The organism is Arthrobacter sp. fls2-241-R2A-172, from assembly GCF_030208885.1.
GTDB lineage: Bacteria > Actinomycetota > Actinomycetes > Actinomycetales > Micrococcaceae > Arthrobacter.
The window spans coordinates 155,057-167,170 of record NZ_JARVTB010000002.1 but is presented as its reverse complement, the minus strand read 5'-3'; the positions used below and the strand labels follow the sequence as shown (position 1 = coordinate 167,170).

The 12,114-nt window shown below is 64.2% G+C and carries 12 protein-coding genes; 6 read left to right on the top strand and 6 right to left on the bottom strand.

Annotated elements, in window-relative coordinates; translation table 11 throughout:
* Positions 1-214: 214 nt before the first annotated feature.
* Both QRM57_RS03640 and QRM57_RS03635 read right to left on the bottom strand, forming a co-directional pair.
* Entirely contained in the window at positions 215-1,009 is a 795-nt protein-coding gene (locus tag QRM57_RS03640) for an IclR family transcriptional regulator (RefSeq protein ID WP_284985636.1), read from the bottom strand.
* Position 1,010: 1 nt separating this feature from the next.
* Entirely contained in the window at positions 1,011-1,742 is a 732-nt protein-coding gene (locus QRM57_RS03635) for a GntR family transcriptional regulator (protein ID WP_502868616.1), read from the bottom strand.
* Between the two features lie 229 nt (positions 1,743-1,971).
* On the opposite strand from QRM57_RS03635, the gene QRM57_RS03630 reads away from it, so the two are divergent.
* The 5 genes from QRM57_RS03630 (at position 1,972) to QRM57_RS03610 (ending at position 6,527) form a co-directional block, all read left to right on the top strand.
* Positions 1,972-2,880 carry an N-acetylglucosamine kinase gene (locus QRM57_RS03630; protein WP_284985634.1) on the top strand — a complete coding sequence of 303 codons (909 nt, stop codon included), beginning with the start codon at positions 1,972-1,974 and terminating at the stop codon, positions 2,878-2,880.
* An 87-nt stretch (positions 2,881-2,967) separates the two neighbouring features.
* Entirely contained in the window at positions 2,968-4,044 is a 1,077-nt protein-coding gene (locus tag QRM57_RS03625) for a LolA family protein (RefSeq protein ID WP_284985633.1), read from the top strand.
* Entirely contained in the window at positions 4,041-5,033 is a 993-nt protein-coding gene (locus QRM57_RS03620) for an ABC transporter ATP-binding protein (RefSeq protein ID WP_257368177.1), read from the top strand. The genes QRM57_RS03625 and QRM57_RS03620 overlap by 4 nt, the downstream gene beginning before the upstream one ends.
* On the top strand, positions 5,023-5,886 hold the full coding sequence (locus QRM57_RS03615) for an ABC transporter permease (protein ID WP_284985632.1): 864 nt from the start codon (positions 5,023-5,025) through the stop codon (positions 5,884-5,886). The genes QRM57_RS03620 and QRM57_RS03615 overlap by 11 nt, the downstream gene beginning before the upstream one ends.
* Positions 5,887-5,906: 20 nt before the next feature.
* Positions 5,907-6,527: an L-threonylcarbamoyladenylate synthase gene (locus QRM57_RS03610; protein ID WP_235521689.1), complete on the top strand. Its 621-nt coding sequence runs from the start codon at positions 5,907-5,909 to the stop codon at positions 6,525-6,527.
* A 73-nt stretch (positions 6,528-6,600) separates the two neighbouring features.
* Here the strand turns inward: QRM57_RS03610 and ligD are convergent, their stop codons facing one another.
* On the bottom strand, positions 6,601-7,626 hold the full coding sequence (ligD, locus tag QRM57_RS03605) for a non-homologous end-joining DNA ligase (protein ID WP_284985631.1): 1,026 nt from the start codon (positions 7,624-7,626) through the stop codon (positions 6,601-6,603).
* A gap of 99 nt (positions 7,627-7,725) precedes the next feature.
* Here ligD and QRM57_RS03600 point away from each other — a divergent pair, with 99 nt between their 5' ends.
* Entirely contained in the window at positions 7,726-8,391 is a 666-nt protein-coding gene (locus QRM57_RS03600) for an alpha/beta hydrolase family protein (RefSeq protein ID WP_284985630.1), read from the top strand.
* 3 nt (positions 8,392-8,394) lie between these two features.
* Here QRM57_RS03600 and QRM57_RS03595 read toward each other — a convergent pair whose 3' ends face one another.
* From QRM57_RS03595 to QRM57_RS03585, 3 genes are all read right to left on the bottom strand, one after another.
* Positions 8,395-10,485 (bottom strand): elongation factor G-like protein EF-G2, encoded by a 2,091-nt coding sequence (locus tag QRM57_RS03595; protein ID WP_284985629.1) that lies wholly within the window; start codon positions 10,483-10,485, stop codon positions 8,395-8,397.
* Between the two features lie 158 nt (positions 10,486-10,643).
* Positions 10,644-11,390, bottom strand: a complete 747-nt coding sequence (locus tag QRM57_RS03590) for a M50 family metallopeptidase (protein WP_284985628.1) — start codon at positions 11,388-11,390, stop codon at positions 10,644-10,646.
* A gap of 2 nt (positions 11,391-11,392) precedes the next feature.
* On the bottom strand, positions 11,393-12,010 hold the full coding sequence (locus QRM57_RS03585) for a TetR/AcrR family transcriptional regulator C-terminal domain-containing protein (RefSeq protein WP_284985627.1): 618 nt from the start codon (positions 12,008-12,010) through the stop codon (positions 11,393-11,395).
* Positions 12,011-12,114 lie beyond the last annotated feature (104 nt).

The following is a 12,114-nucleotide window of genomic DNA, read 5'->3' as shown; positions in this document are numbered from 1 at the left end:
CCTGCCGCGGCATTGCGGCGTTCAAACATCACTACGGCGCAGGGCAGCACGGAAGAGGGCCCGGGGGCCGTTGATGTACTTGGGCTGAATGCCTTGAGGGTCAATGTCCTCGTGTATGGCGCCGGCCGGTGGTCCGGTCCGCAGTGCCCTGCTGTGCGCTCCACTCTGCCAGCGGGCCTGTGAGTGGGGCCACAGCGTTACCGATGAACGGGAATCAGATGTTGCCGTTGCTTTGGCGGAGTGCGCCTTTGAGCTCGCCGCGCCAACCCAGGGCCCTCGAAATACCGCGCGCGGCAGTCATCAATACCGGCACGCGCACGGCCGCGTTTTCTTCATTCCTGGGCACCACAACGCTTAAGGCAGCCACAACGGTGTTCGTTCGGCCGAAGACGGGAACTGCGATTCCGCTCGATTCCGGCACGATGATTCCGGGCATGGATGCGAATCCCCGTTGGCGGATGGCTGCAAGGTGACGGCGCAGATCGGCTGGATTGGTCAGCGTGGCATCGGTGAACTTCTCCAGCGTCCGGGAGAGAAAGAGGTCCTGGTAGGCAGCCGGCGAGTAGGCCAGCAGGACCAACCCGGACGATGTACCGTGCACGGGAAGCCGGCCGGCCACCTTGGTGATGTCCACCATGGAATCCCTGGAGCCGATGCGTTCGATGTAGAGGACCTCGTCGGATTCCAGGATCCCAAGCGTCGTTGAATGCTGGACCACCGATTGAACGTCTTCCATGAACGGCAGCGCGGCTTCCCGCAGGCCCACCATCCGTGAACTCCTGGAGACGAGCTCCCACAGCCGTATGCCTACGCGGACCTCGGCATTGGCTTCGCGTTCAAGCAGGCCCTCGGCCAGCATCTCGTCCACCAGGCGATACGTGGTGGTTACTGGAAGCCCGGATCGGCGCGCCAGCGTGGCGACATTCATGGTGCGGTGGGAGTCATCAAATGCTTCCACCAGACGGACGACGCGGCGGATGACGGACTCACCTGAGGCCGAGTTGGCCATGCTAATCCCCTGATTTCACGCGTGAGACGAACCTGAACCTATCCCCGCGGAACGTGCTGCGGGTCCACTCCACCGGAACACCTGTGGCGGATCTGGCCAGCCTGTGTACCACCAGCAATGGTGCACCCATTTCGATTCCGAGAAGCTGAACGTCGCCAGGACCTGCCAGGGCAGTTTCCACGGTATCTTCCACGTCGGCGACCCGGATCCCGTATACGTCCTCGAGGACCGCGTACAGCGACCCGGATTTGGACAGGTTCGACTTGAAACGTGGCAGCCTGCCCGGCAGCCAGGCGACTTCGTGGGCCAGCGGTTCGCCCTCAATCAGGCGGATCCGCTCCAACCGGGTGACCTGCGCGCCCTCTTCCAATCCCAAGTGCGTCGAGACGACGGTGTCCGCCCGGACGACGTCGAGGCCGATCAGGGTGGAGTCGGGACGGAGGCCTTGCGTGCGGGCGTCATCGGAAAAGGACGTCAATTGCCGGACGTGCGTCACCTTGGGTGGTGCTACGAACGTTCCGTGCCCTTGGATCCTGCCCAACCTGCCTTCCGCGACGAGCTCGCTGATCGCCTGCCGGACCGTGGTGCGGGAGGTTGCATACTTTTCCGCCAGTGCCCGCTCGGTGGGGATAAGCGTCCCGGGCTGCAGACCCGCGATCAGCGCCAAGACCTCCGTTTTAAGGAGGTAATATTTCGGCGCAGCAGGTGCAGCTTCTGGTTGCATGTTGGACATCCTACTTGTAGACAGCTGGATTGGTCTATGCCAATCTAGGGATTGTTGGTTTCAACCAACTGCGGCGAGCCAGGGGCACTCCCCCACCTTCGCACAGACAGTCCGCACCTGAACCGAAGGGACGCCAGTTGAAGGACAATGTGAACTCGAGGAGCGCCGCTGCGAAGCGGGCCGGGACCCTGATCCGCGCCATCGCACCCGGCAGGACCAAAGCATCGGCGATGCTCCCGTGACGCCGCCAGTCCTCGGCCTCCACATCGGCGGCTCAAAGACACACGCCGTCCGCTCGGAGGAGACCCAGACAGTTAGCGGATCACCTCGGAGCTCCGGTGATGAAATCACTGAAACCAGCGCCAACTTGTCATCGGTCGGGCACCAAGGAGCTGACGCGGTCCTGCGCCGGATTGCCGCAAGCGTAGGAGGTGGAGTCAAAGCCGTCTGTGCCGGTGCAGCGGGCGCCGACACGCCAGCGAGCCGTGCCGTCCTCTCCGCCCTCCTCATGGAACATTTCCCCGGCGCCAAAGTCGAGGTGGTCCACGACACCCGCATTGTCCTCGCGGCCGCCGGCCTCGACGCCGGCGCCGTGCTGGTCGCTGGCACCGGCTCGGTAGCCTGGGGTCGAAATGCCGATGGACGCGAAGCGCGAAGCGGCGGGTATGGCTATTTGCTGGGCGATGAGGGCAGCGGCTACTCAGTGGTGCGCGACGCCGTCCGGGAAGCCCTGCGCGAGTACTACGCCGGACTGGAGCCTGGGATCCTGGTTCGGGCGCTGATGGAAGCAACCTCCAGCGCCGATGCCCTGCAGCTCATGGACTTCTTCTACGCGAAGCCGGAACCGGACCACTGGGCCAGCCTGGCCCCGCTCGTCCTGGAGTTTGCGGCCGAGGGAGACCCCGCTGCCGTTCGGATCCAGGCCGAGGCCGCGCATTCCCTGGCAACACTTGCCCGCCAGGTACTGGGGGAACTGGGCCTGGACTTGCCGCTCGTCATGGCCGGGGGCCTGCTGGTCAACCAGAGCCAGCTGGCTGGTGCCGTAGCCCGGAAAGTTTCACTCGAGGACCCGTCTTCCGTCCGGATCCTGACACAGGCACCGGTGCACGGTGCGGTGGAACTGGCGCGCCAGCCGATCCGGGACTAACTCGCGCTTCTGCGTGACTGCCCCCGATTCCGGCCAGGAACGGGAGTAGTCTTAATCCATGCTTTTCACGTGCGGTGGTCGGTAGCAATGACGCGGGCCAAGCGGCGGTGGCTGCCAGCCCTCCTGATCCCCCTTGCCCTTGTCCTTGCGGTACTCACAGGTTCGGTCCAGGCCGGTGCCACAGTGTCGCTGCCGCCCAAGACAGCGGATGAGGTTCTTGCCATGATTGCGCGCACGCAAGTGCGTGCATTCTCCGGAACGCTTCAACAGACTGCGGAGCTGGGACTCCCGGATATACCCTCATCGGCCCCAGGCATCACTCCGGCTGCTGGTACTGCACTTGAGTTCCTGGCGGGCAGCCACACCGCGCGCGTTTTCGTTGGCGATCCCACCAAGGCGCGACTGCAAGTCATGGACGCCATGGCTGAGCGCGACCTCATCGTCAACGGCAAGGATGCATGGTTCTACAACTCGGCGGACAACAGCGCCACCCACCTTCAGGTCCCAAAGTCCGGCGCCCCCACGGAGACTCTTCCAAACAAGCCGACGTTGCCCACGCCCGAGGCACTGGCCAGCAGGTTCCTGGCCGCTGTTGACGCCGGAACCGAGGTGACGGTGGGAGAGGCTTCATCGGTTGCCGGTCGTAATGCGTACAGGCTTAACCTTGCCCCGAAGGACCCCGGCACCCTGGTGGCCTCGGTGTCCATCGACGTCGACTCCGAAACCGGCTTCCCGCTGGGCGTTCACGTGCAGGCGAAAAACCAAGCCGACCCTGCCTACTCCCTGGCCTTCACCGATCTGAGCTTTAGCGCTCCCGATCCCGGCCTGTTCCAGTTCACTCCGCCCGCGGGATCCACTGTCACCACGAAGATACTTCCCGCGCGGCCCACTCCGGTGCCCGATGCCGATGCCAGTGCCAAAGCGCCGTCCCCTCACGGCACACGGGTTTCCGGCGAAGGGTGGGGATCGATCGTCGTGCTGCCTGCCGCCGCTGTGCCTGCCGGGCTTACTTCGAATCCCCAAATCTCCCAGATGTTGCAAAGCGTTTCCGGCGGACGGGCATTGACCTCTTCGCTGGTGAGCGTCCTGATTCTCGACGACGGCCGCGTCCTCGCAGGGCTGGTCCCGTTGGAGCGGCTCCAGTCAGCGGCTGCCGCCCAGTGAAGGAGCCCTCACCAACGCAGCGCGGGGCCGCCGCTGAGGAGCTGGCTGTTGAGACCCGCGGGCTGGTGAAACGCTTCGGGCAACGCGCCGCCGTTGACGGCATCGACCTCGCTGTACCGCGCGGAGCGGTGTTCGGCTTCCTTGGACCCAACGGTTCGGGAAAAACCACCACCATCCGGGTACTGCTGGGGCTGGCTTCCGCCACGAGCGGCGATGTCCGGGTCCTGGACCAGTCCATGCCGGCCGCGCTGGCATCGGTCCTCCCCAATGTCGGCGCCTTGGTGGAGGGGCCCGGTTTCTACCCCTTCCTCACAGGACCCGGAAACCTCATGCGCCTCGATTCAGCTGACCGCCACGCCTTGCCGGCGACACGTCGACAACGCGTCGCCGAGGCCCTGGACCGTGTTGGACTTACCCACGCTGCCGGTAAGAAGGTCCGGGCCTATTCGTTGGGCATGAAGCAGCGCCTTGGCTTGGCGAACGCGCTGCTCAGGCCGCGGGAACTGCTGGTCCTGGACGAACCCACCAACGGATTGGACCCCCAGGGCACCCGCGAGGTCCGTAGCTTGGTGCGATCCCTCGCCGCGGGAGGGACCACTGTGTTCGTTTCCAGCCATTTGCTGGCCGAGGTGGAACAAATGTGCACCCACGTCGGCGTCATGAGTGCCGGGCGCCTGGTCGCCCAAGGACCGCTGGCGGAGTTGCGGTCCGCGGGCCAGAGGCAGGTTGTGGTTGAAACGCCCGACGCCGAACGCGCCATCGGCGTCCTGGCGCGCCTGGGGTTGGTCCCGGCCGCCACACCGGATGGGGAACGCCCCATCGAGGCGAGGGCTGTCATGAACGGTGGACTGGCCGGGCCTGCCCCTGAGGTGATCGTGGCAGCCTTGGTTGCCGATGGCGTTCGGGTACGGGGTTTCGCTGTTGAAGACGCAAGCCTGGAAGACCGGTTCGTGTCCCTGACCGGAGAGGGGTTCGACGTTGTCGGCTGACACCTCTAAGCCCTTGGCCCCGGGGGTGCGGCCCCCGGTTGGCTGGTCCCTGCTTGGCTCTGAATTGTCGGTGCTGTTCCGTCGCCTCCGTACATGGGCGATGCTGCTCGCCCTCGCAGCCGTACCCATCCTCATAGCTGTGGCCGTCAAACTGTCGTCCCGGCCCGTCGCCCCAGGCCGGGGACCGCTCTTTTTGGACCGCATCACCCAAAACGGACTTTTTGTGGCCGTGACCGCCCTGGTGGTGTGCGTACCGTTATTCCTGCCCCTGACCATCGGCGTGGTGGCTGGGGATACCATCGCCGGCGAAGCCAACATGGGGACCTTGCGCTACCTGTTGCTTGCACCCGCAGGCCGCGTCCGGCTCCTGCTGGTCAAGTATGCCGGGGCCGTAGCGTTCTGTTTCGCCGCGACGGTGACCGTGGCAGCGTCAGGTGCCTTGGCCGGCGTCGTGCTTTTTCCTGTAGGACCCGTGACGCTCCTCTCAGGCGACACCATTGGCGTGGGCGAATCGATGCTGCGGTCCTTGGGGATCGCCGGCTACATCACGGTTTCGCTGTTGGGTTTGTCTGCCATAGGACTGCTGATTTCCACTTTCACTGATGTTCCGGTGGGCGCCATGGCCGCCACGATTGTCCTCTCTGTTGTCTCCCAGGTGCTGGACAACCTCCCGCAACTGGACTGGCTGCACCCGTGGCTGTTCAGCCACCATTGGCTGGGCTTCGCGGATCTGCTGCGGCAGCCGATCGACTGGACGTCGTTCGGTGCCAATGCGTTGCTGCAGGCCGGATACATCGCCGTGTGCGGCACACTGGCCTACGCAAAATTCTCGAACAAGGACATCCTGTCCTAGCTTTGTCGTAGGCTCTTCCCATGGCCAGATTCTTTGATGTGCACCCGGAAGATCCCCAACCACGCGCCATCGGCCAAGTGGTCAAAATGCTGCAGGACGGCGGCCTGATCGCCTACCCTACCGACTCCTGCTACGCGTTGGGGGCACAAATCGGAAACAGGGAAGCGCTTGACCGCATCAGGGCGATCCGGCATTTGGACGACAAGCACCACTTCACGCTGGTGTGCAAGGACTTCGCCCAGATGGGCCAGTTCGTGATGCTCGACAACGACGTTTTCAGGAGCATCAAGGCGGTCACTCCGGGCAGCTACACGTTCATCCTGCCGGCCACCCGCGAGGTACCCAAGCGGCTCCTGCACCCCAAGAAGAAGACGGTGGGTGTGCGTATCCCTGACCACCGCGTTGTCCAGGCCCTGTTGGCTGAGCTGGGCGAACCGCTGTTGTCCAGCACGCTCCTGCTGCCCGACCAGGAAGAACCCCTGACGCAGGGCTGGGAAATCAAGGAACGGCTGGACAACCAGGTGGACGGTGTCATCGACGCCGGCGACACCGGAGCAGAGCCGACTACCGTGGTGGACTTTTCCAGCGGCGTTGCCGAAGTCGTGCGTCGCGGAACCGGAGATCCGTCCCGGTTCGAATAACCCCCGGACCGATGCCCCCCGACAGATGCCCCGGGCGCTGGCCGAGGCGCCGGAGGCATCCCCTGCCCGCGGCTTATTCCTCCGTCTTACGTGCGCGGCTCGGTTGCACCCGCATGGGTTCTCCCGGCATCTTGGGAAATTCCGGCGGGAAGGGCATCTCGCCCTGGCCGTTGCTGACATCGCGTTCCCACCAGGAAAGCAGAACGTCGATCTCCCCCGGTTGCGAGTGCATGGTCGCCCACGGGTCACCGGCTTTCCTGAGGCGCTCGGGAACTGTGGCGATGGTGTATTTCGCCGGATCTGCGTGATCCAGTTCGTCCCACGTCAGTGGACAGGACACCTGCGCTGTGGGTACTGCGCGTGGGCTGTAGGCACCGGCGATGGTCCTGTCCCGGTTTGCCTGGTTGAAGTCAACGAAGATCCGCTTTCCGCGCTCCTCTTTCCACCATGCCATGGTGACCTTATCCGGCATGCGGCGTTCCAATTCACGGCCGGCCGCGATCACGGCGTGACGTACGTCCAGGAACTCATGCTTGGGGTGGATGGGGGCATAGACGTGAAGCCCCCGGTTCCCGGAGGTCTTAATGAACGCTGTGAGGCCCGCCTCCTCCAGGACTGACCGAAGTTCAAGGGCGGCCGGCTTGGCGTCATCAAAGTCCGTCCCTGGTTGGGGATCGAGGTCGATCCGGAGTTGGTCCGGGTTATCCGGATCGTCGGCCCGGGAAGCCCACGGGTGGAACACCACGGTGTTCATTTGTGCGGCCCACACTGCGGCCGCCGGCTCGTCGATGACCAATTGCGGATGGGACCGTGCGCTCGGGTACGTGACGGGCACGGAACGCACATAGTCTGGCGCTCCCTTGGGCGGATTCTTCGAGAAGAACATCTCGCCCTCGATGTTGCCCGAATACCGTTGAAGGCTGACGGGACGGTTCCCGTTGGCTGCGACAAAGGCCTCGCCCACGTCAATGAGGTAATTGGCCAGGTCCAGCTTGGTCAGTCCTGCCTCCGGCCACATGACTCGGCTGGGACTGGAAATTCGAACCTCCCGGGGGCCATCGGGGCCGGGCACGGTGACAACGGTTGCTTCGCTCGCCATGGCCACAAGCTACCGTGTTTGAACCGCCCGCGTCAGCATTCGGGCCCGTTCCGGTGCGCATGTCCATCGCGGACCGCCTCACTGCAGGATGATGGATGCATGCCAACGCCTGAAACATCCTTGCGGATCGCCGTCAACGAACTCGAAATTTCGGCCCTTTCCATCCGGCCTGACCACCCCTCGGCCACCCTCGTGGTGGCCCATGGCGCCGGCGCGGGAATGGAGCACCCGTTTCTGCAGGGTTTCGCTGAAGCGATGGCGGACGAAGGCGTCGCAACCCTGCGCTTCAACTTCCCGTACCGCGAAGCGGGCCGGCGTTTTCCTGATCGGCCGCCTCTGGCTATCGCTACGTGGCGGGCCGTGATGGACAGGGCCACTGAGCTGGGCAATGCGGAACCCATCTGGGCTTCCGGAAAATCCTTCGGCGGACGCATGGCATCAATGGCCGTGGCTGAGGGAATGCCCGCACGGGGGTTGGTTTACTTGGGCTACCCGTTGCATGCACCGGGTAAGCCGGACAAGCTTCGCGACGAGCACCTCTACGGAGTCACTGTGCCCATGCTCTTTCTTCAAGGTACCCGCGATACCTTTGCCACGCCGGAACTGCTGGAGGGCGTGGTGGCAAGGATTGGCCCGACGGCGACACTCCAGTGGTGTGAGGGCGGCGACCATTCGTTCGCGGTCAAGGGTGTGAAGCGGGGCGCAGCCGAAGTGGGCGCATCGCTGGCGCCGGCTGTGGCCGCGTTCCTGGGGGCCAACCCGTAGGTCCTACTTGGGCAGCGCTACATGCCGGAGGTAGGACCGCCGGAATCGGCCCGTCCCGGCGGTCAGTGCACGCAGCTCGATGGCGTACCGCAGGAGCTCCTGGTCCGGGACCTCGGCGGTAATTTCGGTCCCTGCGGTATCGTCAGCCGTCGTCCCGGTGACGCGTCCCCGCCGACCGGAAAGGTCGCTCATGACTGTCCCTACATACTCATCGGGAACGCTGATAACCACCGCGGATACTGGTTCCAGGAGTTGGATTTTCGCCGCGGCTGCCGCTTCGCGCAGCGCCAGGGCTCCGGCCGCCTGAAAAGCCGCATCAGAGGAATCAACGCTGTGGGTCTTACCACCCACCAGCGTCACTTTGATATCCACCACGGGGAAACCGGCCAAGACACCCTTAAGCATCTGCGCCCGGACGCCTTTCTCCACGGAAGAAACGAAAGTGCCCGGGATTGCGCCGCCCACGATTTTGTCGGAGAACACGAATCCTTCGCCGCGGCCGAGGGGCTCGACTTCTATGTCGCAGATGGCGAACTGCCCGTGGCCTCCGGACTGCTTGACGTGCCGGCCGTGGCCATTTGCCTTCGTGGCAAAGGTCTCCCGGAGAGGCGTGATCACGTCCACGGTTTGCAGCTTGACGCCCTGGTTGCGGAGCCGGTCCAGGACTACCTCCGCGTGGGCCTCCCCCATGCACCAGAGGACGAGTTGGTGCGTATCCGGGTTACGTTCCAGGCGCAGCGTGGGGTCGGCGGCCGCCACCTTGCCGATGCTCTTGGCAAGCGCGTCCTCGTCACTTCGGGAGGCGCCTTCTATGGCGACCGGCATCAGGGGCTCGGGCATGTTCCAGGTCTCAAGAAGCAGCGGCGCCTCACGGTCTGATATCGAGTCGCCGGTCTCGGCGTTGGCGAGTTTGCTGATCGCGCAGATGTCACCTGCAATGCACTGCGGAACTGCTTTCAGTCCCTGACCGACAGGTGAGTAGAGGTGCGTGACGCGTTCGTCGGCGTCGTGGTCTTCATGGCCCCTGTCGGCGAGTCCCCTGCCGCCTACGTGGATCGATGAATCTTCCCGCAGGGTTCCCGAAAAAACCCGGACAAGGCAAACACGGCCAAGAAACGGATCCACGGTGGTTCGCACTACTTCGGCCGCCAATCGAGCTGCCGGATCGCAGCGCAGGGGCTTCAGCGATGTGCCGTCCAACGTCATGGCCGGCGGGGGAACCCGTTCCAAGGGTGATGGCAGGGCTTCGGTCATGAGGGCCATGAGCTCAGCGAGCCCCATGCCGGCTTCTGCGGAGGTGGGAATGACGGGGAAGAAGCTTCCCCTGGCCACGGCTGTTTCGAGGTCCTTGATGAGGTCCGCCAGCGCCAGTTCTTCACCACCGAGATACCGGTCCATCAGTGTCTCGTCTTCGCTTTCGGCGATAATGCCTTCCACCAGGGGTCCCCGGGCTTCCTCCACCCGCGGCTCGCTGCTGGTGCCATGGATGATGCCGATCAGGCCGGCGTTGTCGGCGGCAGGAAGGTACAGGGGAAGGACAGAGTCACCGAATGCTTCCCGGCAGCGCACGACGGCGGCGGCGAAGTCAGCACGCGGATGGTCCAGTTTGCTGAGCACCACCGCACGCGGCATCCGGACCTTCTGGCACTCGCCCCACAACGTAACGGTGGCGCCGTCGATGTCGTCCACAGCGGAGACAACAAAAAGGGCCGCGTCTGCGGCCCTCAAACCTGCCCGAAGTTCGCCGGTGAAATCGGTGTAGCCCGGGGTGTCGATCAGGTTGACCTTGACCGCACCGACCCGGATCGGCGCCACCGACAAGGTCACCGACCGTTGCTGATGGATCGCGGACGGATCCGAGTCGCTGACCGTGGTCCCGTCGCTGATGGTCCCCATCCTGGGAATGGCGCCAGTGGCTGCAAGCAGGGCTTCCACCAGCATGGATTTACCTGCACCGGAATGTCCGACGAGTGCCACATTCCGGATGCCGGCAGGATCCGTGGGTGACATGGTCGAGCCATTATCGCCGCCCTTGGCCTCAGCATTGCCTGGGCCGCTTCCTTTTGCCGGTTCGCGCGTACCCTTCACGGACATGGGCACCTCCTGGTGTTCTCTCCGGCGCTCATGCAAACGCCCTGAACGTGGAACGTTAAAGAGGATTGGACACCCTGGGGTGGCCGCAGGACAAGGGCTTGCAGCGAGCAAAACCAGCCTGCCGGCGTCGGCCTTTGATCCACCGGCCCGGCTTTGGACTAAACCGTGAGCATGCCCCACAGCAACCAGGCAGCCACGAGTGAGCACCCCGCAATTACCACGGTGAAGCCGGCCAGCCAGACGTAGGCCGGGACACCCGTGGTGCGGCCCAGAATGAACGCGTCCGAGGCCGCCAACCGGTTCCGTCGCCGGGTATGAACACCGACGAGTTTGAAGAGATCGCGGACACCGCCCACGGAGAGCGCAACACCAAGTGCCAGCACGACGTAATTGACGGTGGTGGGCGCCGCAAACAGTATCAGGACCTGGGCAATGACCGCGCTGCACACTGCCACCAGTATGCCCGTCAGGTTCCTGAGGAAGACCAGCGAAACCAGCAGTATCAGGGCGCCCACGGACATTGCGGCTCCCGAACGCCCGGCAGCGCATGCGGCGATCAGGCTTAGGCCCACAACCGCCGGGGCCGGATAACCCCAGAATCCTGACCATGCCGCACCGAAGGAACTCCGGCCGCTGCTGACCAGCCGGCCCGAATGGTCCAGCCCGATGCGAAGTCCGTGCACGAACCGGCCGGTCATCAGGGCTGCGTACGCGTGGCCGAGTTCGTGGACGAAGGTCACGTACAGGCCGAACCAGCGCCATGTGGGCCGTGGAATGCTCAGGACCACGGAGCAGGCGAGAATGCCGAGCAGGGCAGGGAGGGGAACTGCAGTGGTATGGGTGTCGGTGAAACCGCGAAGCACCGCGTCCCACCAGTTGTGGGCCACATTTCCAGCAGCGTCCACGTCTATTGCACCGTCGACTGGAGGCGCGAGTGGAGGCCTGCGATGAGGATTTCCAGACCGAATTCGAAAGCGGCTTCACCGCGTTCAGTGGGAGGGCCCGCATAGCTCAGGGCATGGGTGAGCGTCGGATAGCCGTGCAGCGGCGGAGCCCATACGACGTCAGGAGCTGCCAGGTCCAGGGCGAACCCCAGCGCGAAGCTGTCAATGGTGGAGATCGCGGAGACCACGTCCCGGCCGGTGAACCCGGCTGTGCGGAGGGCGACGGCAAGGTTTTCGTAAAGCGCCAGTACTTGGGGGTCCTGGACTGTTTGGAGTACCAGCAGGGGCGCGAGCCTGGGGTGGCGGGCAAAAGCGTCGCGGTAGCTGCGGACGATCGCGCGGAGTGATGCTTCCCAATCCTGGTCGTCGCCGAGTACGTAGGGCAATTCTGCGATGATCCGCCCGCGCATGAGCTCAAGTATCTCTTCGCGACCGCTCACGTGGTTGTAGATGGAGGACTGGCTGACCCCGATCCGTTTGGCCAGTTTCGGCAGGCTGAAATCCCCTGCCTCGTCCACCAGTTCGAGGGCGGCGGTGACGAGTGCGTCGACCGATATCAGCGGGACCAGCGGGCGTGCCATGCGGGTGTCTCCATTCGCGGTTGTTGTTACGACTCTAGCCAGAAGTTTGCGTCGAAGTATTGTGCGGAGGGTCACAGGCCCTTACGATAAACGAAAGCCTTTCG

What these genes read in the sequence shown, in the direction of transcription:
- QRM57_RS03585 (WP_284985627.1), bottom strand. Translation starts at nt 12,010, where the DNA reads ATGGCACGCCCGCTGGTCCCGCTGATATCGGTCGACGCACTCGTCACC.
- QRM57_RS03600 (WP_284985630.1), top strand. Translation starts at nt 7,726, where the DNA reads ATGCCAACGCCTGAAACATCCTTGCGGATCGCCGTCAACGAACTCGAA.
- QRM57_RS03625 (WP_284985633.1), top strand. Translation starts at nt 2,968, where the DNA reads ATGACGCGGGCCAAGCGGCGGTGGCTGCCAGCCCTCCTGATCCCCCTT.
- QRM57_RS03635 (WP_502868616.1), bottom strand. Translation starts at nt 1,742, where the DNA reads ATGTCCAACATGCAACCAGAAGCTGCACCTGCTGCGCCGAAATATTAC.
- QRM57_RS03640 (WP_284985636.1), bottom strand. Translation starts at nt 1,009, where the DNA reads ATGGCCAACTCGGCCTCAGGTGAGTCCGTCATCCGCCGCGTCGTCCGT.
- ligD (WP_284985631.1), bottom strand. Translation starts at nt 7,626, where the DNA reads ATGGCGAGCGAAGCAACCGTTGTCACCGTGCCCGGCCCCGATGGCCCC.
- QRM57_RS03610 (WP_235521689.1), top strand. Translation starts at nt 5,907, where the DNA reads ATGGCCAGATTCTTTGATGTGCACCCGGAAGATCCCCAACCACGCGCC.
- QRM57_RS03595 (WP_284985629.1), bottom strand. Translation starts at nt 10,485, where the DNA reads ATGTCCGTGAAGGGTACGCGCGAACCGGCAAAAGGAAGCGGCCCAGGC.